Here is a 20,716-nt window from a genome sequence, read left to right as displayed (position 1 = left end):
TGAGAGCCTTCGTCAATGCCTACAAGCCCTCCCCCGGGGCGGAGGGCCTAGACGGCGTTCTCGCTCAACCGCTCCGCCACGATCCGGGCGATCTCTCTGCGGGCGACCTTGTTGGAATGGAGCAACGGCACCTCGTTCCGCGCCAGTTCCACCCACGCCCGCGGAACCTTGTAGCCGGAAAGGCTGCCGCGCAGCCTGGCCTCTATCGCGACCATATCGAGCACGGCGCCATCGCGCGGCACCAGCGCCGCCACGAGCAGCGCGCCGCGCTCCCGGTCCGGCAGGCCGACGACATAGGCGCTGTGCACGCCGTCTAGCGCCTGCAGTTCCATCTCCACTTCCGCAGGCGAAACGTTCGAACCGGAAACCTTGATCATGTCCCCGCCGCGCCCGACGAAATGGATGCGGCGGCCGTCCGCACGATCCTCGACTAGGCAGAGGTCGCCGGTGTGCAGATAGCCGTCCGGCGTATAGTGTTCGGCGCGGTCGATCTTGTGGAGTCCGGTCGCGACGGCAGGTCCGCGCACCTGCATCTCGCCGATCTCGCCATCGCCGACCGCACGGCCATCCTCGTCGGCAATGCGGATGTCATAGCCGGGCGCGAAGTGGTCCATCGGCGCGCAGACCGGGCGGCCTGGCACCCGGAACTCGTCCCCCCAGCCATAAGGACCAAGCGTTTCGCTCATGCCCAGGCCCCACCACGGCTGCGGCCCCTTGATCCGTTCGAGATCCTCCTCCGCCAGCACCGAACCCATGGCGAAGCGGCTGTTGCTGAGCGTCCGCTCGGTACAAGTGGTGACGGCGCCGCGCTCCCATCCGGGCAGCAGGTACAACATCAGCCCGCCCACCCAGAACATCGGCAATTGCGCCGGGCGTTCCTCACCCGCCTGCACGCCCAGCATCTCCGCCAGCCAATGGCTGCGCGCCATGACCGCACCGTGGAGATGGCGCACACCCTTGGGCAGCGCCATCGAGCCGGACGTGTAGATCTCGATCATCTGGTCCGTCGGGTGAACTTCGGATTCGACCTCGAGCAGCAGGTCTTCGCCCAGTTCCGCCCCCGCATCGATCAGCCACCCCATAGCCTCGACGACGGTGGGCAGGCCCTCGCCGCTGGAGACGATCCAGCGCAAGTAGGGCACGCGCGGCAGGCGCAGCGCGCCGCAAGCCTGCCCGACGAGTTCGGGCAATGCCTCGGTGAGCCGGGCCACGAGATCCTTGCCGAGCATGGTGCGCTGGACGATCAGGCCCTGTACGTCGCTCTGGCGCAGCACGCGGACCAGTTCGCCTGCGCGGAGCATCGTGCTGATCGGCACCGCGACTGCGCCGATACGGGCAATGGCCGCAAGCGCGATGGCAAAGCCCGGACCATTGCCGAAGATGAAGCCGACGCGTGCGCCCTTCCCCACTCCGCGCGCCAACAGCCCGCGCGCGAGCGCGGCGGACTGGCGGTCAAGATCCGCGAAAGTGACGCTTTCCCGGCCGGCTTCGGTCTCCAGCGTGATCGCCACGGCATCGCCATGAGATGCCGCGGCGGAGCGGATCAGTTCGGGAAAGGTCCGGGCCGCACCCGGCGTGCCTGCGCTGCTCAATGCACTCATCCTCTCGCCGGGTTCTTGCCCTGTGAGGCTCGATCCTGCTTCGAGGGGACCGCTTTCGCAACTCTTGCCTCCTCGCTATCGCCCGGGCGGAATCGTCACATTTGCGAATTACAGTTCGCAATGGCGAAATGTCAGCTTTCCGAGAAAGTATAGGGCTGCGCGGCGCGGCGATAGTCATCGGCGAGCACATCGCGGCCAATAGGCGGCACCGAGCGGGCCGCACAATCGGCCCGCTGGCAGAGGCGGCAAGTGACGCCGATGGGCGTTGCGCCTGCTTCCGGCTCACTTCCATAAACCAGCTTATCCGCCTCTTCCGCCGCGCAGGCGAGGGCCACCGCGCGGGTGACTTTCATGCGGCCGTGACGCCCCTCACCCGAAGTGACGGTGCGCGCGATCGAGAAGAAGCGCTGGCCGTCCGGCAGTTCCAGCCACTGCGTGCGCACCTCGCCCGGCCAGCGGAACACCTGATGCACCGACCACAAGGGGCAGCCGCCGCCATGTGCAGCAAAGGGGAAGCCCGCACCGTCCAGCCGCTTGGAGACATTGCCCGCCTCGTCCACGCGCAGGAAGAAGAACGGCACGCGCTCCTCACCCGGTCGGTGCAGCGTGGTGAGGCGATGGGCGACTTGCTCGAAACTGGTGCCGAACAGCGCGCAGAGCGCCTCGATATCGTAGCGCCGCGCCTCCGCCGCGCGGGCGAACCGGGTGTAAGGCATCAGGATCGCCGCCGCCGCGTAACCGGCCAGCGCGCGGCGCACCAGCGTCGCCGTGGTGGCCTGCACGAAAGCTGCCGCGCGCACGACCGCAACGATATCGCTGCGCATCGCGGTATGCGCGATATGCGTGGCGATCTGGAACGCACGGCTTGAGGCCCCGAGCGTATCGTCGATCAGGAGCTGCTGGTTGTGCCGGTCGAAACGGCGCAGCGAATCGACCATGACATCGGGCGGCAGGAAGCGCACGCGCACGCCTTTGCCCGCGAGCCATACAGTGGCCCCGCCCGCCAGCTCAATCTCGGCGGCCAGTTCCTCCGCCCGCAGATCGATGGCGTGGAAGTAATTGCGCGAAGCTCCAAGGAAGCGCTGCGCCTCGCGCACCGGTTCGTTCTCTTCCGCAGCCGGGCCGGATGCCCGCTGCTCAGCCAGGGCCTGGCTTTCGCGGGTATAGGCACCGTGAAGCCGCAACAACGCCTCCGAAATGCCCGGAAAGCTCATCGCAAGATCGGCAATTTCCAGCGAGGGCAGGTCGATATCGGCGAACAGGGGATCGCGCAGTACGTCGCCCACGCGGCGCGCATAGTCCTCGCCATCGTCGCCCGCGATATCGGCAATGTCGAGCCGGTAGGTCCGCGCCAGGCGCAGCAGCATATCCGCCGTCACCGGGCGTTGGTTACGTTCCAGCAGCGCCACGTAGCTGGGCGAAATCTCCAGATCCTCCGCCATCGCCTGCTGGGTCAGCCCCAGTTCGCGGCGCAAGCGGCGAAGTCGGGGGCCGAGGTAGAGAGGTCGTGATTCCGCCATGACTTCCGCAGTTTGTCATGCCTGCACATCTTTACAAGGAATATCTGTAAAGTTTGACAACCGGACTTCGCAGGCCGTTCCGCGCTGCACAAATCGGGCTTAGCTCCCGGCCATCGCCCAATCACATTTTTCGACGGGGACTTTTGGCAGTGACCTACCAGAGCAAGATCACCGAAGCCGGCCAGACCATCGGCACCGAGCCCAACTGGAACGGCATCGAGCCGGAATCGGTCGCGCGCATGCGCCTGCAGAACCGCTTCCGCACCGGCCTCGACATCGCCCGTTACACCGCGCGCATCATGCGTGAGGACATGGCCGCCTATGACCGCGATCCCGCCAACTACACCCAGTCGCTGGGTTGCTGGCACGGGTTCATCGGCCAGCAGAAGATGATCTCCATCAAGAAGCACTTCGGCACGACCAAGGGCCGCTACCTCTATCTTTCGGGCTGGATGGTCGCAGCGCTGCGCAGCGAGTTCGGGCCCCTGCCCGACCAGTCGATGCACGAGAAGACTTCGGTTCCGGCGCTGGTCGAGGAACTCTACACCTTCCTGCGCCAGGCTGATTCCCGCGAACTCGGCATGCTGTTCCGCGATCTGGACAAGGCGCGCGAGGCGGGCGACGAGGTCGAGGCCAAGCGGCTCGAACACGCGATCGACAACCACGAGACGCATGTCGTGCCGATCGTTGCCGATATCGACGCGGGTTTCGGCAATGCCGAGGCGACCTATCTGCTCGCCCGTAAGTTCATCGAGGCCGGCGCCTGCTGCATCCAGATCGAGAACCAGGTTTCCGACGAGAAGCAGTGCGGCCATCAGGACGGCAAAGTCACCGTCCCGCATGAGGACTTCATCGCGAAGATCCGCGCCGTTCGCTACGCCTTCATGGAACTCGGCGTCGACGAGGGCCTGATCGTGGCGCGCACGGACTCGCTGGGTGCGGGGCTGACCAAGCAGATCGCCTTTACCCGCGAACCGGGCGACATCGGCGACCGCTACAACAGCTTCCTCGATTGCGACGAGATCGCAGCGGGCGATGTCGGCCACGGTGAGGTTCTGATCACCCGCGACGGCAAGCTGATGCGCACGAAGCGGCTGCCGTCGAACCTCTACCAGTTCCGCAGCGGAACCGGCGAGGACCGCTGCGTGCTCGACTGCATCCATGCTTTGGAAAACGGCGCGGACTTGCTGTGGATCGAAACCGAAAAGCCGCACATCGGCCAGATCGGTGGAATGGTCAGCCGCATCCGCGAGGTGATCCCGAACGCGAAGCTGGTCTACAACAACTCGCCCAGCTTCAACTGGACGCTGAACTTCCGCCAACAGGTCTTCGATGCCTGGGCCGCGGAAGGCCGCGACACCAGCGCCTATGACCGGGCGAAGCTGATGAGCGTGGACTACGACGGCACCGAACTCGGCGCCGAAGCCGACGAGCGCATCCGCACCTTCCAGAAGGACGCGGCGCGCGAGGCGGGGATCTTCCACCACCTCATCACCCTGCCGACCTATCACACCGCCGCCCTGTCGACCGACAATCTGGCCCGGGAATACTTCGGCGAGGCGGGCATGCTCGGCTACGTCAAGGGGGTCCAGCGTCAGGAAATCCGCCAGGGCATCGCCTGCGTGAAGCACCAGAACATGGCCGGATCCGACATCGGCGACGACCATAAGGAATACTTCGCCGGCGAGGCCGCCCTCAAGGCCGGCGGCACGCACAACACGATGAACCAGTTCGCTGCCTGAGGCAGCGGAGGGAACCAGTCCGCTGCCTGAGGCAGCGGGGGAACCAATTCGCTGCCTGAGAGCGCGAAGAAACGAACTTCGAGAACGCCCGAGGACAGTCCTCGGGCGGATGGGGAAAGCCCCAGTGAAGCAAGGAAAGGAAGGTACTATGACCACCATGACCGCCGAACCGGCCCGCGCCCGCGCGGTGCTTTCGAACCAGGACTTCAAGCTGCTGCAGGAAGCCGTGCTCTATTACATGCGCGCACATGAGGACGATCCGGTCAGTTCGACTTACTCGAACCTCTACCATCGCCTCGGAAGCGCCACGCGGCGCTGACCAGTCAAGGCGCAGCGCCACACGGCGCTGACCAACTAAGGCGCAGCGCCACACGGCGCTGACCAACCAAGGCGCAGCGCCACCCGGCGCTGACGCAGCCACCGGAACGCCGGCGATGATAACGCCGGCGGCCAGAACGACCGGTCCTGCCAGGACCGGATAACCTCTCAAGCGCTTTCCTGGGGAGGAAGGCCAGGCCCGTCGCACCCCGGTGCGGCGGGTTTCTTTTGTGGTTAATTTCCTTTTCCGCGCGGCACTTCCTGTCGGCGCAAGAGCAGCACGATTGCGTTGGCGGAAAAATTAACGTCCTGTGTTATAAACCGAATCCGGGTTCGGGCTCGCTTGCTGGTTATGGAAAGTGCGGAAAGAGTACGAAGCCTTGGAAGGCGAAGCGCCACCTGAAACGCTCGATGCCGCGCTCGCGGCAGCCGACCGCGCGGAAAAACGCCTGCGCGAGGCTATCGAAGTGCTGCCGCAAGGCGTCGTCTTCCTCGACGAGGACGGGCGCTACATCCTGTGGAACCGCAAGTACGAGGAAATCTACTGCCGTTCCGCAGACCTGCTGGAGCCCGGCGCCCGCCTGGCGGATACCTTGCGGGTCGGCGTCGCGCGCGGCGACTATCCCGAGGCCAAGGGCCGCGAGGAAGAATGGCTCGCCGATCGCCTGCGGTTGATGCAGGAACCCGATGCCCGGCACGAACAGCGCCTCTCCAACGGCCGCTGCATCCTCATCGAGGAGCGCCGGACCGAAGATGGCGGTTCCATTGGCCTGCGCGTGGACATCACCGATCTCAAGCAGCAGGAAGAGAGCTTCCGGCTGCTGTTCGATCGCAATCCCCTGGCCATGCTGGTCCACGATCCCGAAAGCGGCCTGATCGTGAATGCCAATGCCTCCGCCTGCCGCCTGCTGGGCTACACGCCGGAGGAACTGAACGGCCTCGCCACGCGCCGCCTCTTCGCGGCGCAGGCCTGGGCGATCGCCGCACCGATGCTCGATGCCGATCTGGCGACCAGCAACGCGAACTGGCAGATGCTGCGCCGGGACGGAGGCCGGGTGGAAACCCATGTCTCCACTCACGCCTCGACACTCGACGGCCGGCAGGTGACGATCGCCTCGATCTTCGACGTGACCGAACGCTGCCGCATCGAGCGCCGCATGGAATACATGGCGCGGCACGACGAGCTGACCGGGCTGGCGAACCGCTCGCATTGCCGCGAGACCTTGCGCGAACTGCTTCACGGCGCCGTCCCGGCAGGAACGGTGACTCTGGCGCTGATCGATCTCGACAACTTCAAGTCCGTAAACGACACTTATGGCTACCGCTTCGGGGATGCCCTGCTAATCGATGCCGCGCTGCGCATGCGGGACCTCATGCCGCCCGGCGCCCTGCTCTGCCGGATCGCCGGAGACGAATTCGCCATCATCTTCCGCAAGTCCAGCCTGACGCAGGCCGAACTGGTCATCAAGGCGATCATTGCCGTGCTCTGCGAACCCTTCCATGTCCACGGCAACACCCTGCATGTCGGCGCCACGGCCGGCATGGCCGGCGCTCCGTTCGACAGTGGCGATCACGAGACGCTGATGCGCTATGCCAATCTGGCGCTCTACGCCGCCAAGACCGAGCGACGCGGCAGTTGCCGAAGTTTCGAAGTGGCAATGGACGAGGCCGCGCAGGCCAGGAGCCGGTTGGAGACGGACTTGCGCAAGGCCGTGCGCGACGATGAACTGGAAGTCCATTACCAGCCATTGCTCAACCTGGAGACCGGCGCCATCGAGTGCTGCGAGGCCCTGCTGCGCTGGAACCATGCAGAGCGCGGGCAAGTCTCTCCCGAAGTCTTCGTGCCCCTGGCGGAAGAACTCGGCCTGATCGACAAGCTCGGCCGTTTCGTGCTGCAGACCGCCTGCCGCGAAGCGACCCGCTGGCCGGAGTCCGTGCGGCTTTCGGTCAATGTCTCGCCCGTGCAGTTCCGCAACGGCAATCTGCTCAGCACCGTCATCAACGCGCTGTCCGGTTCAGGCCTCGGCGCGGAACGGCTCGAACTGGAGATCACCGAAGCCGTGCTGATGGAGCACGGCCCCCGCCCCGCCGCGATCATCCGCAACTTGCGGGCCTTCGGCATCGGCATCTCGCTCGACGACTTCGGCACGGGCTATTCGTCGCTCAGCTACCTGCTCAACTACCCCTTCACCAAGATCAAGATCGACAAGTCCTTCATTCTCAACCTCCATGAGGAAGCCAGTTCGCGGGCGGTGATCCGCGCGGTGATCGGGCTCGGTCGCAGCCTGGGGCTGACGGTGGCGGCGGAAGGGATCGAGAGCGACGTGGAGCGGGAATACTTGCGCGCAGAGGGCTGCACCCAGGGCCAGGGCTTCCTGTTCGGACGGCCCCAGCCGGGATCCATGCTGCAATTCCCCGGCGCCCAGCCGGACGCGCTGGACCCGGTCTAGCGCCGGCCCGCGATCGCGGGCATGAAGCGCTGCAAGAGACCGGCCGACCAGGAGCTGCCTTGATGAAGAGCATCGCCACGCTGACGATGAACCCGACGATCGACATCTCTTACGATGTCGGCAAAGTGCAGCACACCCACAAGATGCGCACTGACAACGAGCACTATGCTCCGGGCGGCGGCGGCATCAACGTGGCGCGGGTCTTCGTGCGGCTCGGCGGTCATGCGCGGTGCTTCTATCTTTCGGGCGGGGCCACCGGACCGGCGCTGGACGGGTTGATCGACCTGCATCAGCTTGTCCGTACACGCATCGCCATCGAAGGTCCGACCCGGATCGCCGCCGACATTCTCGAACACGATACCGGCAAGGAATATCGCTTCACCCCCGCCGGCCCGCAAGTCAGCGAACGCGAATGGCAGGACTGCCTCGACCAACTCACCGAAGCCGACTGCGACGTACTGGTGATGAGCGGTTCGCTGCCGCCCGGCGTGCCCGACGACTACTATGCCCGCGTCGCCCGGCTGATGCGCAAGCGGGGATGCGACGTCGTGCTCGACAGTTCCGGAAAGGCGCTGGAGGCGGGGATCGCGGAAGGCGGACTGCTGCTGGTCAAGCCCAGCCAGGGCGAGTTGCAGCAATATGCCGGCCGCAAGCTGGAGGATGTCGATGCCATCGGCGCGGCCGCCATGGAGATCGTCGCGGCGGGCAAGGCGCGGCTCGTCGCCGTGACGATGGGCCATGAAGGCGCGGTGCTGGCGCGGGCCGAAGGACCGGTGTTCCTGCCCGCGCTCAAGATCGACGCCGCCAGCGCGGTTGGCGCGGGCGACAGTTTCGTGGCCGCCATGGTCCACGCCCTGTGCCGGGGGGACGACGAGCTGGAGGCTTTCCGCCGCGGCATGGCCGCAGGCTCGGCGGCGGTGCTGCGTGCGGGCACGGACCTGGCGCGGCCCGACGACATCGAGCAAATGCTGGAACGCATCGCCCCGCTCTAACCGGCCGCCGACCCTTTCGGAACCCGGCAGCGATACCGCGCAGGCGTCAGCCCCTGCGAAGGCTCAGGCGACGATGGCCCTTCGGCAGAAGTCCCAGATCGCCCCGGCCAGCGCCTCGCGCTCGGCAAGATCGGGCTCGCCGCCTTCCTCCTGGAGCAGGACGGTGTGCACGGTGGTGGAAACGAGGTTGTAGATCAGCCGCGCCTGCAATTGCGGCTCGGCGGGGCGGAACTCTCCCTTCGCGATACCGGCGGCGACATGGCCGGCCATGAGATCCAGCAAGGGCTGGAGCGCGGCCTGAAGCTCCGCCGGGCGCGACTGGGCCAGCCGCAAGTGTTCGCGGCTGAGCGCTGCGCTGCGCAGATGGGCGCCGCTCTCCACCGAATCGCCCTGGCCGAGCTGGCCGACGACGATGCTCGATACGATCAGCCGCAGGGCCTCCATCGGGCTTTCCACCTGCCGCGTCATTTCGCCGAACTGGAGCGCGGCCGAGCGCAGCGACGAATCGAAGACCGCCAGCACCAGGTCGTCCTTGCCCTGAAAACGCTCGTAAAAAGCGCGCCGTGCCAGGCGGGTGCGGGAAAGGACGGCGCGGATCGTCAGCCCTTCGAGACCCGCTTCGTCGAGCAGATTGTAGGCCGCGGTCACCAGCAGCCGCGTGCGATCCTGCTCGCCGTCGTCGAAAGCGGCGAAGGGCGTGTCGGAAGGGGCGGGGATCGGAAGCGATGATGCCATCCGCCATGGACTAGGCGCTCCGCCCCGCGCGGTCCAGCCGGTGCTTTCATTTGACCCCCTTCGAAGACCGCGCTACACGCCGTGAGAACAGCGTTCTCAGAAATGCGTCAACAGCCGAAGGACAGGAGAGTTCGATGCCCAAGGTCACTTACGTCGATCATGAAGGACACGCGTCCGACGTGGACGTCGAGGTCGGCGACAACGTCATGCACGGCGCCGTCTACAACGGGATCGAGGGGATTACCGGCGAGTGCGGCGGTGGGCTCTCCTGCGCTACCTGCCACTGTTATATCGACGCGGACTGGGTCGACACCGTCGGCGCCCCCTCCTCCCAGGCGGAAGAGGAACTGCTGGAATCGGCAGCGGCCGAAGTGCGTCCCAGCAGCCGGCTCTCGTGCCAGATCGAGATGACATCCGCGCTGGACGGCCTCGTCGTCCACATGCCCGAACATCAATTCTGAACCGCCAGGCAGGAGAGACCGATGCCCATCGACGCCGCCAACCCGGTTCCCCCCAGCTTCCCGCGCCACGTCGGCATGGACCAGGTGCCGGACCATGTCCCGGCAGAGCTGATCCGCCAGTCCGGCCTGACGTTCGGCCCCGAATTCCTCGCCGGCCCGCACGATTTCATGGCCGCGCTGCACGAGAAGCAGCCGCCGATCTATTACGACGTGAGCCCGATGGGCAACATGTGGCACCTCACCAAGCATGAGGATGCCCTGTTCGGCCTGCGCCATCCGGATATCTTCTCGAACGAAGGCGCCACGCCCTTCCCGCGCGATCCGAACGACTACTTCTACTTCATCCCGATCGAGATCGATCCGCCCCACCACCGCAAGTACCGCAACATCGTGGATCCGGTGTTCAGCCCCAAGGGCGTGCTCAAGCTGGAAGAGTTGATCCGCAGGCGCTCGAACGACCTGATCGACGAGATCGAGGCCAAAGTCGCGGCCGGGGGCACTTGCGAATTCACCGAGGACTTCGGCCGCCCGCTGCCGGTCTCGGTATTCCTCGATATCATGGGCCTTCCCCAGGCCATGCGCGACACCTTCGTCGAATGGGCGATGGAACTGCTCCATTCGAACGACCGCGCGATCATGGGCCAGGCGATGGCTAAGATCGGCGCCTATCTCAAGGAAGCCATCGCCGAGAAGAAGGCCAATCCGGACGACGGCGTGGTCAGCCTGATCGCCCATGCCGAGCCGGACGGCGTGCCGCTCTCCGAAAAGGAGATCTTCGGCTTCGTCTGCTTCCTGTTCATCGGCGGGCTCGACACGGTGTTCGCCACGCTCAACAACATCTGGCTCTGGCTGGCGCAGAACCCCGAGCAGCGCCAGGAGATCATCGACCGCCCGCAGGACATCGACCGGATCGTCGAGGAACTTCTGCGACGCTGGTCGGTCACTTTCTCCGGACGCGTGCTCGACAAGGACTACGAGATGCGCGGCGTGCAGATGAAGAAGGGCGACCGTGTCACCTTCATCCTGCCCGCCTGCAATTTCGATCCCGAAGTCTTCCCCGATCCGAAGAACGTGGACTTCGACCGACCCCGCAAGACGATCCTGGCCTTCACCGTCGGGGTACACAGCTGCATGGGCGGACATCTCGCCCGCCTGGAAGTGAAGATCGCGCTGCAGGAATGGCTGAGGCGCGTGCCCCAGTTCGAACTGCAGCCGGGAACGCACATCGAGTACCGCCCCGGCGGAGTGATCGGACCGGAAGCCGTGCCGCTGGTCTGGTAGTCGCCGCCCGCCTGCCGCATCGTCTTTGCTGCAAGGCCCTTGCGCCCGTTCCGCACGCGCGCCGTCGATCCCTGGCGGTTGTGGCCAAACAGCATCGGTTGGGACATTCAATAAGTCCCGATGCAATTCCGCTTTGAGATCGCGCGAAATTGTTGCAGAGTGCTTGGTGAAAGGCCGCTTGCGGCTTTACCGGTGTTGGGAGAGAGCGCGCCGGGTAGGAAGTTTACTTTCTGTCCGGCGCGCCGATTCTTCGCAAACGCAACATCATCTCGATCAACGGTTTTAGCGCACTTGCACTGCTTCCAGCAGAGCAGGTCGCGCACCGTTGTATCCGTGCCATCCTTCCAGTTAGCAGGTGCAGCAAAGCCCTGCCCTCCGCCGGGCTCGCCCGATCGTCCCGATTCGCATGCTGCGATTCGCCGGCGCGATTGCCGGATCCAGAGCCCTCGGATAAGCGCGGAGGCATTCCAACCGCGAGAACGCCTTGAACCTTCGCCTATCCCTGCGTGCCGACCATCAGGCGCGATTGCTCTGGTCGATCGCCCTGCCGGCGATGCTCACCAACGTGGCCACCGCGCTGTTCGGGCTGGCAGACATGTGGGCCATCGGGCGCCTGGGCGACGCGCCGGCGCAAGGCGCTGTGGAACTCGGCGCGAAGTACATGATGGCCATGCTCAACGTGTTCAACTTCCTGCGGACCAGCACGGTCGCCCTCACGGCACAGGGTGCGGGGCGCGGGGATCGCACCGCTTCCGCCGAGACGCTGGCACGCGCCATGGCGGCGGCGATGGCCATCGGCGCGCTGCTGCTCTGCCTCATGCCCGTGGCGATCCCGCTGGGGCTGGACCTGCTCGAGGCCAAGGGCTCCCTGCGAGAGAGCGCCCGGCACTACATCGAGATCCGCTACTGGGCCGGTCCGCTATGGCTGGGCAATTGCGTGCTGGTGGGCTGGCTGATCGGACAGAGACTGGTGCGCCATGTCCTGGTGGTCGAAATCGCGGCGAACGCCGTGCACATCGCGCTGGACCTGTTCCTCGTGCTCGTCGCGAAGTGGGGGGTTGCGGGCGTGGCCACTGCAACGCTGACCTCGGAACTGTTCAAGTTCGCCGTGCTTGCCGCGCTCGTGCTGCGCCGTCCCGAAGCGCGCGCCGCCTTTTCCTCGGTGCGGCGACGGGCGACATGGCGGCGCGCCGAACTGGCGCGGCTCTTCGCCCTCAATCGCGACCTATTCCTGCGCACCCTGCTGCTCACCACCGCCCTGCTCGCCTTCGCCCGCACCGGTGCGCAGGCCGGCCCGGTGACGCTGGCGGCGAACGGCATCCTGTTTCAGCTCTTCATGCTGGCAACGCTCCTGCTCGACGGCTTCGAAAGCGCCGCCCAAGTGCTCTGCGGAGAGGCTCTGGGTGCCGGTGACGCCCGGCGCTTCAAGGCCACGGTCCGCTCGGCGCTGCTCTGGGGCGGCGTGATGGGCCTGGTCCTGACCCTGGCCTATGCTTTCGGCGGAGCGTGGCTGGCTTCGGCCTTCAACACCGACCCGGCGGTGATTGCCGCCACCGCCGCATATGCGCCGTGGCTTACCGCGATGCCGCTGCTGGGCGTCTCGGCCTATGTGTTCGACGGGGTCTTCGTGGGCGCCGGATGGACGCGGGCGATGATGGGGACGATGCTGGCGGCCATGGCGGTCTACGGCCTCTTGCTCTGGCTGCTCCATCCCTTCGGCAATCACGGCCTCTGGGCGGCGTTCACCTTGTTCTTCGTGCTGCGCGCGATCGGTCAGGCCCTGATGCTGCCGCGCCTGACCCGGCGCAGTTTCGCCGCGGGCTGACACCGGATCCCCTGGAAAAGAGAAAGCCGCCGACGCCGGAGGAGGAGTGGCATCGGCGGCTCGCTTGGCTTCAGGCAGGACGAGGGATCAGTGCCCGCCGGAAGCCGGCTTCGCACCGCGCGGGGGTCGCGGGGCGATCCAGATAGTGCATGCGGCGATGAACAGCAGCACGGCACAAAGCGCGAAGACATGTACCGTGCCCAGCGCCGTGCCCTGTGCCGCCACGAGATTGGCCAGCGTCTGGCGCGCCTGCTCCATGGAGAAGCCGGCGTTCTGCAACTGGGTCATGGTCTGCTGCGCACCGTTCATCGAGGCGGCCATGTCGGCGCCGTTGGCGCGTCCCATGTCCTCCCAGGTGGTGGTCACCAGCGCCGTGGCGATGGCGCTGGCCAGAGTGCGCCCGAAGTTGGCGATGCCGGCCGCACCCGCCGTCTCGTCCGGCCGCACCGAGGCCAGGCTGATCGTGGTCAGCGGGACCATGAACAGCGAGACGCCGACACCCTGCACCAGCTGCGGCCAGGCGATGGTCCAGAACGGCACTTCGGTCGACCAGCTCGTGCGGAAGATGGCGCAGATGCCGATCCAGGAAATGCCCAGGAACACCAGCATGCGCGGATCGAAGCGCTGCATCAGCTTGGGCACGAAGGGCGATGCGAACACCGCGAGCACGCCGGAGAAGGCCATCGCCTCGCCCGCCTGCGTCGCGGTATAGCCCATGGAAGTCTGGAGCCACTGCGGGATCACCACGACCGAGGCGAAGTAAGTGCCGAAGGCGATGGTGAGCGAGAATGTCGCCGCCGAGAAGCCGCGGTGCCGGAAGACCTTGAGGTCCACCACGGGATGTTCCTCGGTCAGTTCCCAGATCACGAAAGCGATGAAGAAGATCACCGCGATCACCGCCAGCGCGACGATGAAGGGCGAACCGAACCAGTCATGCTCGCGCCCAAGGTCCAGCATCATCTGGAAGGAAGCGACCCAGGCGATCAGCAGGCCCAGGCCCACGACATCGATCGGCAGCTTCCGCGTGGGCGTCTCGACCCCGCGCAGCATCGTGAACAGGCCGAAGAAGACCAGCGCCACGATCGGCACGTTGATGAAGAAGATCCACTCCCACGACCAGTTGTCGGAGATGTAGCCGCCGACGATCGGCCCCGCGATCGGCGCGGTAACGACCGTCATCGCCCACATGGCCATGGCGCGCGGATGCATGTGCTTGGGGAAGATGCGCAGCAGTAGCGTCTGCGTCAGCGGCATCAGCGGGCCGCCGCAGAAGCCCTGCCCCAGACGGAACAGCACCAGCAGCGGGAAAGTATGCGCGATACCGCAAAGCGCGGAAAACACGCCGAACCCGATCAGCGACATCAGGAACACCCGCAGGCTGCCAAAGCGCCCTGCGAGCCAGCCGGTGAGAGGCACGCAGATCGCTTCGGCAACCGCGTAGGAAGTGATCGCCCAGGTGCCGTTCGAGACCGAGACGCCAAGTCCGCCCGAAATGTGCGGGATCGAGACGTTGGCGATCGTCATGTCCAGCACGACGACGAAGTTGGCCATCGCCAGCAGGAAGCCGGCGATGAGCAGTTTCGCACCCGTGAAGGTGGTGCTGTCGGCGGCTCCCGTGCTTCCGGCCCCTGCCGCGGCGGGGGAAGCGCCGGCCATCAGTTGGCGTCCGTCAGTTCGATCTCGGCATCCATCGAGAGACCGATGCGCAGCGGGTGCTGCTGCAGTTCCTTGGCGTCAAGCTCGATGCGGACCGGCAGGCGCTGCACCACCTTGATCCAGTTGCCCGTCGCGTTCTGCGCCGGGATCAGCGAGAAGGCCGAGCCGGTGCCGCCGGCGAAGCCGATGACCTTGCCGTGATAGACCACGTCGCTGCCGTAGAAGTCGGCCTTCAGCGTGGCGTTCTGGCCGGGACGGACCTTGCCGAGCTGGGTTTCCTTGAAATTGGCATCGACATAGAGGTGGCCGACCGGAACCACGGTCATCGCCACGCCGCCGGCCTGGACCTTCTGGCCGACCTGGATGGCGCGCTTGGCGATCACGCCGTCGATCGGCGCGCGCACGATGGTACGTTCGAGATCGAGCCGTGCCTGGTCCAGCTTGGCCTGGGCCTGGCGGATTTCCGGGGCCGTGGTGTCGGTGGTGCCCTTGGTCAGGGCGACCGAGGCTTCTTCCTGGCGGCGTGCGCTGACCGCCGAAGCCTGCATCTGGGCCAGCATGGCACGCGCCTCGCTGGCCGATGCCTGCGCCGCGGCAAGCTGCTGGCGGGCCGTGGTCAGTTCATCGCCGGAGACGGCGCCACTACCCACGAGCGCCTGGCGGCGGGCAAAGTCGGTCTTGGCCTTGGTCAAGGTCGCCTCGGCCGAGGCGACGCTGGCCTTGGCGGAATTGATCTGCGCATCGCTGGCGTCTGCCGTGGCGCCCAGCGCCCGGTTCTGGGCCAGCGACTGCCCGTAGCGGCGCTGCGCGGCGGCGAATTCGGCCTCTGCCTGCGCCAGGGCGATGCGCTGGTCGGAATCCTCGATGCGGAACAGCAACTGGCCCTTGCGGACGGGCTGGGTGTCAGTGACGAGCACTTCCACCACGCGGCCCGAGGTTAGCGGGGTCACCTGCGCATTGTCGCCGCCGACATAGGCGTTGTCGGTCGAGACCGAGCGGCTGCCGACGAACAGGTCGTAGGCGAAATAGAGCACGCCAACCGCGGCCACGCCGATGGCGAGGCCGATCAGCAGCGGCTTGCGCCGGTTCTTGCCCAGCACGCTCCCGGAGCCCTGCTCATTGTTCTGGTCGTCACTCATTACTCGGGAGCCTTCTTGCTTGAATTGTCTTCGTAACCGCCGCCCAGCGCGCGCTTGAGCGCGACTTCGCTGGCGAGGGTCCGGAAATGGGCATCGACGGCCGCCTGCCGCGCATCGAGCGCGGTGGTCTCGGCGCTCAGCGCGTCGAGGTAGTTGCCCAGGCCGCCCTTGTAGCGCTTCATGGCGATGTCGTAGGCGCGGGCCGACTTGTCCCGGGCATCGGCCGAGGCCTCTTCCTGCTCGGCCGCGGCATTGCGCGAAGCCAGCGTATCGGCAACGTCCTGAAGCGCGCCGATCACTGCGGCGTTGTAGTCCGCCACCGCCAGATCGTAGGCGCCGCGCACTTTGGTATATTCGCCCTTGAGGCGTCCGCCCTGGAAGATCGGCAGGCTGATCGCTCCGCCGGCGTTGCCGTACGTCGAGCCGCTCTTGAACAAGTTCGAAATCCCGAGCGACTGCAGGCCGAACAGCCCGCTGATCGAGATATCGGGGAGGAACGCGGCCTTGGCGGCGTCGATACGCTTGCCCGCGCCTTCCGCACGCAGGCGGGCGGCGACGATGTCGGGACGGCGGCCGACCAGGCCGATGCCCGCATCCGCCGGCACCGGCGTGACCGGCAGGCTGGCGATCGCAGTCGGCGCGATGGCGAGGCCGCGGTCCGGTCCTGCACCGAGCAGCGCCGCAAGCGCATGGCGGCGCAGCAGGATCTGCTCGCTATTGGCCGACAGCGCGGCGCGGGCAGAAGCCGCGAGCGATTCGGACTGACGCAGCGGCAGTTCGCTGTCGAGCCCCTGCTGGTTGCGCTGGTCGCTGAGCGTGACCATCGACTGGCGCGCGTTCACCGCTTCCTTCAGCGCTTCCCCGCGCGCCACCAGGCGGGCGAGATCGAAGTAGGAAGACACCACGTTCGAGGAGAGCATCAGCTCGGCCTGATGAGCGTCGGCCTCGGCGGCCTTCTGCTCGGACGTCGCAGCGGCCAGCATCTTGCGGTACTTGCCCCAGAGGTCGAGGTCGAAGTCGCCCGAAAGCGCGAGATCGCCGGTGCTTTTCCAGCCCTTGGGAACGAAGTCGGCCGGAATGCCGTTGTTGTAACTCTGCTTGGCCGCCCCGGCAGAGCCTTGCCCGTTGACCGTGGGCAGCGTGGAAGCCCCCGCCACCAGCGCGGCACCGCGCGCCTGCAGGATGCGCGCCTGCGCCTCGGCTACGTCGGGCGAATTGGCCAGCGCCTCCGCCACCAGGGCGTCCAGCTGGGGATCGCCATAAGCGGTCCACCACTGCTGCTGCGGCCAGGCGGCATCCGCGGAGGCATTCGGCGCCCCATCGCGGAAGGACTGGGCGCTCAGAGACCTGGAGCTGTCCAGGGTTGCAGGAGCCCGCATCTGCGGCTTCGGCCCAAGGTCGGGCACGGCGCAGGCGGACAGCGAAAGGCCTACGGCTAGCATCGAAGCCGCCGCGACTCGGGGGATAGTGATCGTACTCATCAGTACAGTTTTTATCGGAGTCCGGCTTGCGCCTGTCAATGGAAAAGTGTACTGCCTGGTACCACTATGACAGAGAATTTGGGCAAGAGAGAACTCAACAAGGCCAGGAAAAGGGCAGCCATCGTGGATGTGGCGACGCGTTCGTTCTTCGAGCGAGGCTATGCCGCCACCACGATGTCTTCGATCGCCGATGAACTGGGCGGCTCGAAGGCCACCCTCTGGGCGCACTTCGGCTCCAAGGAAGAGCTGTTCGCAGCCGTGGTGGACAACAAGGTCGACAGCTTCTCGCAGGACGTGAACGAAGTGCTTGCCGGGCAGACCTTTTCGTTCCCGGCCCTGCGACGAGCATGCCTGCGCTTCATCGACTGCCTGCTGCGCGAGAATTCGGTACAACTGTTCCGCCTCGTCATGAGCGAGGGCGAGCGCTTTCCCGAGATCAACGAGATGTTCTACGAACGCGGTCCCTCGCGTTTTCGCGGCTGCGTCACCGAATTCTATGCGACGACGTTCACCCCGGAAGAGGCGGAGCGGCTGACGCAAGTGACGGTCTCGGCGATGGTCGGCTATCGTTCGGACATTCTCATGCGCCCGAAGCGCCCCACCCTGAAGGAACGCGAGGCTTTCGTGGACACTCTGATCGGCGTGGTCGACTGGCCGCGCCGCCCCTGCCCGCAAGCGGCCTGAGCGGAAGGCTAGAGGGCAGGCTCAAGGGCAGGCCCAGTGGCAGGCCCGGTGGCAGGAAAACCTTGACCCGAGGCTGTCGGCAGAGGAAATGGCGCGGATGGACAAGGCCCCCGCACTCTCTCCGATCCTCGTCGTCACCACTGGCGGCACGTTCGACAAGCAGTATTTCGACGCGCTCAGCGAATACCAGATCGCCGAAAGCGTGATCGAGAAGCTGCTCAAGGTCGCGCGCGTCGCCCATCCGGTGCGCGTGGTGGAGCTGATGCGCAAGGACAGCCTGGAACTGACCGACGAGGACCGTGCGGCCATCCGCGCCATCGTCGCGTCCGCGCCCGAGGCCCATGTGGTCATCACCCACGGCACCGACACGATGACGGACACTGCCAGGGTTCTGGCAGACGTCCCCGGCAAGACCACCGTGCTCACCGGCGCCCTCGCCCCGGCCCGCTTTGCCGAAAGCGACGCGACCTTCAATCTCGGCATGGCCTTCGCCTGCTGCCAGTCTGCGCCAGAAGGCGTGTGGATCACGATGAACGGCTCGGTCTTCAACGGCCTCCAGGTCCGCAAGGACCGCGATGCCGGGAAGTTCGTCGCCCTGTAAACAGGCGTTTGGTGCGCATTCGGAAGCGCGCCTGAGGTGAAGCCGTAGTTCCAGGCGCCCCATTCGCGCCGGCCCCTTGCCTCTCAAAATAAGCAGAAATCCGGAAACCTTCCTTCGTCAGACGCAAAGGGCCTGCCGCCTAGACGGAAACCCGGAAGGCCGATCGCCGCGTCGTCGAACGAACGCACACGACCTCCCGGTCGCACGGTAACGCCGCTTCCCCTTCCGGGAAGTCCCGGTGTCTTACGCTGCGAAGGGAGCTGTCGTGACGATTGCGCTTCAGGATCAGGCCGATGTCCACGTTGCGCTCGGCCATGCACCGATCGGTGCGATGATCATCGATCAGGCCGGCGTCATTTCCTGGGCGAACCCGGCACTTGCCGCGATCCTGGGCGAGTCCGATCCCGCCGCCCTGCGCCTCACCCTGGCCTTCGCCTGGCTGCCCGAGGACGATGCCGAAATCCTGCGGCAGATGCTGGAGGTGTTTTTCGCCGCCCCCCTGGAGGCCCGCCCCCCGTGGAGCCGCGCGGTCGCCATCCAGGGGCTGGAAAGCAATCCGCAAACGGTCGAAGTGACGCTGGCCCCCTGCCCCGGCGACTTCGGCGCGCGCGCGATACTCTATTTCCAGAGCCTCACGCGCCAGGTCATCGCCGAGAAGCGCTTCTCGCAGATCTTCGAGAACCTGCCCCTCGGCGCGCTCGTCGTCGATACCCGCCAGCGCATCGTCCAGGTCAATTCCGCCCTCTCCGCCGAGTTCGGCTATCCGCGCGAGGAACTGGTCGGCCAGCCGCTGGAGACGCTGCTGCCCGCGCGCTACCGCGAACTCCACCGCGAGCACGTCGAGGGCTATGTCGCCGCCCCGGCCTCGCGCATGATGGGCTCCGGCCGCGACCTCACGGGGCTGCACCGCTCCGGCCAGGAGATCCCGGTCGAGATCGCGCTGACCAAGCTCGAAAACGGCGCCCAGCCGATGTTCATGGCCATCGTCAGCGACATCTCGTCGCGCAAGCGGGCCGAGACCGCGCTCCAGCAGACCAATTCGCAACTTGAGGAATTCACTTATGTGGCCAGTCACGATCTGCGCTCTCCGCTGCGGGGCATCGCCGACCTCGTCACCTGGATCCGCGAAGACCTGAGCGGCGTGGCGCTGCCCGAGGACGTCCAGCACAATTTCGACCGCATATCCCTGCGCATCGCTCGGGCCGAGCAGATGATCGACGATCTGCTCGACTATGCCCGCGCCGGCGTGCGCGACCGGCACATGGAGACGATCTCCCCCGCGGAACTGGTCGACGAAGCGCTGGGCCTCGCCCTCGTACCGGACAGCTTCAAGGTGGAGATCGACATGAACGGCAGCGACATCACCGCGCCCCGCGCGCCGCTGGCGACATCCTTGCGCAATCTCATCGGCAATGCCGTCAAGCACCATGGCGGGCGCTCGGGCCGGATCCGCATCGCCATGCGCGAGGAAGGCCGGTTCTCGGTCTTCACGATCGACGACGACGGCAAGGGCATCACCCCGGGCAACGAGGAGCGCATCTTTAAGCTGTTTCACCGGGCCTCGCCGGGCACGAGCGGCGACGGTGTCGGCCTCGCCTTCACCCGGCGCATGATCAATGCCCACGGCGGGATGGTGACCGTATGCTCGCCCGGCGCGCTCGGCGGCGCCACGTTCGAGATCCACTGGCCGCGCATCCTGCTGAAGGAATACGAGGATGAGTGACCGCCCGGGAGACAGCGCGGGCCGTGAGCAGTCCACTCCCAGCCGCCCCGCCCTGTTCGACTATACCGTTCTGGTGGTGGATGACGACGACGTCGCGCTCGAAGGGGTGCTGCGCAGCTTCCGGCGGCACGGCGTGCCCTGCCGCAGCCAGACGGCGGGCGACGGGTGCGAGGCGCTGCAGATCCTGCGCGGACAGCATCCGGCCAAGCGGCTCGGCACGCCGGTGATCGTGCTGCTCGATCTCAACATGCCGAACATGGACGGCTTCCAGTTTCTGGAAACCCTGCGCGCCGATCCGGCGCTGCAGCGCACGGTCGTGTTCATCCTCAGCACCAGTTCGCGCGATCAGGACCGGTCGCGCGCCTACGACGAACATGTCGCCGGCTACATGGTGAAGTCCGCCGTCGGGCCGCAATTCGCCCAGCTCGCCCATTTCATAACGCAATACGCGACGACCCAGAACCTGCCCTGAAGCAGGCCCGATCCAGCCGAAAAACCCAGCGGGCA

Annotated in this window: 17 protein-coding genes; 11 read left to right on the top strand and 6 right to left on the bottom strand. The window is 66.2% G+C overall.

Features of this window, described 5'->3' with window-relative positions; translation table 11 throughout:
* Nucleotides 1-47: 47 nt before the first annotated feature.
* Together ACZ1J6_RS08730 and ACZ1J6_RS08725 are read right to left on the bottom strand one after the other, a co-directional pair.
* Nucleotides 48-1,592, bottom strand: a complete 1,545-nt coding sequence (locus tag ACZ1J6_RS08730) for a class I adenylate-forming enzyme family protein (RefSeq protein ID WP_431568747.1) — start codon at nucleotides 1,590-1,592, stop codon at nucleotides 48-50.
* 140 nt (nucleotides 1,593-1,732) lie between these two features.
* On the bottom strand, nucleotides 1,733-3,121 hold the full coding sequence (locus ACZ1J6_RS08725) for a helix-turn-helix domain-containing protein (protein WP_431568746.1): 1,389 nt from the start codon (nucleotides 3,119-3,121) through the stop codon (nucleotides 1,733-1,735).
* 149 nt (nucleotides 3,122-3,270) lie between these two features.
* Between ACZ1J6_RS08725 and ACZ1J6_RS08720 the strand changes: the two genes are divergently transcribed.
* The 4 genes from ACZ1J6_RS08720 (at nucleotide 3,271) to ACZ1J6_RS08705 (ending at nucleotide 8,623) form a co-directional block, all read left to right on the top strand.
* Nucleotides 3,271-4,863 (top strand): isocitrate lyase, encoded by a 1,593-nt coding sequence (locus ACZ1J6_RS08720; RefSeq protein WP_431568745.1) that lies wholly within the window; start codon nucleotides 3,271-3,273, stop codon nucleotides 4,861-4,863.
* 148 nt (nucleotides 4,864-5,011) lie between these two features.
* On the top strand, nucleotides 5,012-5,182 hold the full coding sequence (locus tag ACZ1J6_RS08715; protein ID WP_165921310.1) for a hypothetical protein: 171 nt from the start codon (nucleotides 5,012-5,014) through the stop codon (nucleotides 5,180-5,182).
* A 379-nt stretch (nucleotides 5,183-5,561) separates the two neighbouring features.
* Nucleotides 5,562-7,631, top strand: coding sequence for a putative bifunctional diguanylate cyclase/phosphodiesterase (locus ACZ1J6_RS08710; protein ID WP_465128052.1), 2,070 nt, complete (start codon nucleotides 5,562-5,564; stop codon nucleotides 7,629-7,631).
* 62 nt (nucleotides 7,632-7,693) lie between these two features.
* Complete coding sequence (locus ACZ1J6_RS08705; protein WP_431568743.1) at nucleotides 7,694-8,623, top strand: 1-phosphofructokinase family hexose kinase; 930 nt, start codon at nucleotides 7,694-7,696, stop codon at nucleotides 8,621-8,623.
* Between the two features lie 63 nt (nucleotides 8,624-8,686).
* Here the strand turns inward: ACZ1J6_RS08705 and ACZ1J6_RS08700 are convergent, their stop codons facing one another.
* Entirely contained in the window at nucleotides 8,687-9,358 is a 672-nt protein-coding gene (locus ACZ1J6_RS08700) for a TetR/AcrR family transcriptional regulator (protein WP_431568742.1), read from the bottom strand.
* 134 nt (nucleotides 9,359-9,492) lie between these two features.
* Between ACZ1J6_RS08700 and ACZ1J6_RS08695 the strand changes: the two genes are divergently transcribed.
* The 3 genes from ACZ1J6_RS08695 to ACZ1J6_RS08685 all read left to right on the top strand — a co-directional run bounded on the left by ACZ1J6_RS08695 (nucleotide 9,493) and on the right by ACZ1J6_RS08685 (nucleotide 12,925).
* Nucleotides 9,493-9,819: a 2Fe-2S iron-sulfur cluster-binding protein gene (locus ACZ1J6_RS08695; protein ID WP_132261947.1), complete on the top strand. Its 327-nt coding sequence runs from the start codon at nucleotides 9,493-9,495 to the stop codon at nucleotides 9,817-9,819.
* Nucleotides 9,820-9,840: 21 nt separating this feature from the next.
* The gene (locus tag ACZ1J6_RS08690) at nucleotides 9,841-11,100 is read left to right on the top strand and encodes a cytochrome P450 (RefSeq protein ID WP_431568741.1); all 1,260 of its coding nucleotides are present in this window, start codon (nucleotides 9,841-9,843) and stop codon (nucleotides 11,098-11,100) included.
* A 484-nt stretch (nucleotides 11,101-11,584) separates the two neighbouring features.
* On the top strand, nucleotides 11,585-12,925 hold the full coding sequence (locus ACZ1J6_RS08685) for an MATE family efflux transporter (RefSeq protein ID WP_431568740.1): 1,341 nt from the start codon (nucleotides 11,585-11,587) through the stop codon (nucleotides 12,923-12,925).
* Nucleotides 12,926-13,012: 87 nt separating this feature from the next.
* On the opposite strand, the gene ACZ1J6_RS08680 is transcribed toward ACZ1J6_RS08685, so the two are convergent.
* Genes ACZ1J6_RS08680 through ACZ1J6_RS08670 form a run of 3 tightly spaced genes read right to left on the bottom strand, consistent with a single transcriptional unit; the run spans nucleotide 13,013 to nucleotide 17,201 of the window.
* A complete protein-coding gene (locus ACZ1J6_RS08680; RefSeq protein WP_431568739.1) occupies nucleotides 13,013-14,581 on the bottom strand; it encodes a DHA2 family efflux MFS transporter permease subunit in 1,569 nt (522 codons plus the stop codon).
* Nucleotides 14,581-15,720, bottom strand: a complete 1,140-nt coding sequence (locus ACZ1J6_RS08675) for an HlyD family efflux transporter periplasmic adaptor subunit (RefSeq protein ID WP_431568738.1) — start codon at nucleotides 15,718-15,720, stop codon at nucleotides 14,581-14,583. Before ACZ1J6_RS08675 ends, ACZ1J6_RS08680 begins: the two co-directional genes overlap by 1 nt.
* Nucleotides 15,720-17,201 (bottom strand): efflux transporter outer membrane subunit, encoded by a 1,482-nt coding sequence (locus tag ACZ1J6_RS08670; RefSeq protein WP_431568737.1) that lies wholly within the window; start codon nucleotides 17,199-17,201, stop codon nucleotides 15,720-15,722. Before ACZ1J6_RS08670 ends, ACZ1J6_RS08675 begins: the two co-directional genes overlap by 1 nt.
* Before the next feature lie 66 nt (nucleotides 17,202-17,267).
* Here ACZ1J6_RS08670 and ACZ1J6_RS08665 point away from each other — a divergent pair, with 66 nt between their 5' ends.
* From ACZ1J6_RS08665 to ACZ1J6_RS08650, 4 genes are all read left to right on the top strand, one after another.
* Complete coding sequence (locus tag ACZ1J6_RS08665) at nucleotides 17,268-17,885, top strand: TetR/AcrR family transcriptional regulator (RefSeq protein WP_132261936.1); 618 nt, start codon at nucleotides 17,268-17,270, stop codon at nucleotides 17,883-17,885.
* Nucleotides 17,886-17,982: 97 nt separating this feature from the next.
* Nucleotides 17,983-18,486 (top strand): asparaginase domain-containing protein, encoded by a 504-nt coding sequence (locus tag ACZ1J6_RS08660; RefSeq protein WP_132261934.1) that lies wholly within the window; start codon nucleotides 17,983-17,985, stop codon nucleotides 18,484-18,486.
* 265 nt (nucleotides 18,487-18,751) lie between these two features.
* A complete protein-coding gene (locus tag ACZ1J6_RS08655) occupies nucleotides 18,752-20,209 on the top strand; it encodes a sensor histidine kinase (protein WP_243654017.1) in 1,458 nt (485 codons plus the stop codon).
* Entirely contained in the window at nucleotides 20,202-20,681 is a 480-nt protein-coding gene (locus ACZ1J6_RS08650; protein ID WP_431568736.1) for a response regulator, read from the top strand. Before ACZ1J6_RS08655 ends, ACZ1J6_RS08650 begins: the two co-directional genes overlap by 8 nt.
* The last annotated feature ends 35 nt before the right edge of the window (nucleotides 20,682-20,716 follow it).

Source organism: Novosphingobium sp. BL-S-21 (assembly GCF_055521655.1).
This window is presented reverse-complemented; position numbering and strand designations above follow the sequence as displayed.

Excerpts from the sequence above, each read along its gene's own strand:
- ACZ1J6_RS08725 (WP_431568746.1), bottom strand. The coding sequence starts at position 3,121 with ATGGCGGAATCACGACCTCTCTACCTCGGCCCCCGACTTCGCCGCTTG.
- ACZ1J6_RS08715 (WP_165921310.1), top strand. The coding sequence starts at position 5,012 with ATGACCACCATGACCGCCGAACCGGCCCGCGCCCGCGCGGTGCTTTCG.
- ACZ1J6_RS08705 (WP_431568743.1), top strand. The coding sequence starts at position 7,694 with ATGAAGAGCATCGCCACGCTGACGATGAACCCGACGATCGACATCTCT.
- ACZ1J6_RS08700 (WP_431568742.1), bottom strand. The coding sequence starts at position 9,358 with ATGGCATCATCGCTTCCGATCCCCGCCCCTTCCGACACGCCCTTCGCC.
- ACZ1J6_RS08695 (WP_132261947.1), top strand. The coding sequence starts at position 9,493 with ATGCCCAAGGTCACTTACGTCGATCATGAAGGACACGCGTCCGACGTG.
- ACZ1J6_RS08690 (WP_431568741.1), top strand. The coding sequence starts at position 9,841 with ATGCCCATCGACGCCGCCAACCCGGTTCCCCCCAGCTTCCCGCGCCAC.
- ACZ1J6_RS08680 (WP_431568739.1), bottom strand. The coding sequence starts at position 14,581 with ATGGCCGGCGCTTCCCCCGCCGCGGCAGGGGCCGGAAGCACGGGAGCC.
- ACZ1J6_RS08675 (WP_431568738.1), bottom strand. The coding sequence starts at position 15,720 with ATGAGTGACGACCAGAACAATGAGCAGGGCTCCGGGAGCGTGCTGGGC.
- ACZ1J6_RS08670 (WP_431568737.1), bottom strand. The coding sequence starts at position 17,201 with ATGAGTACGATCACTATCCCCCGAGTCGCGGCGGCTTCGATGCTAGCC.
- ACZ1J6_RS08665 (WP_132261936.1), top strand. The coding sequence starts at position 17,268 with ATGACAGAGAATTTGGGCAAGAGAGAACTCAACAAGGCCAGGAAAAGG.
- ACZ1J6_RS08660 (WP_132261934.1), top strand. The coding sequence starts at position 17,983 with ATGGACAAGGCCCCCGCACTCTCTCCGATCCTCGTCGTCACCACTGGC.
- ACZ1J6_RS08650 (WP_431568736.1), top strand. The coding sequence starts at position 20,202 with ATGAGTGACCGCCCGGGAGACAGCGCGGGCCGTGAGCAGTCCACTCCC.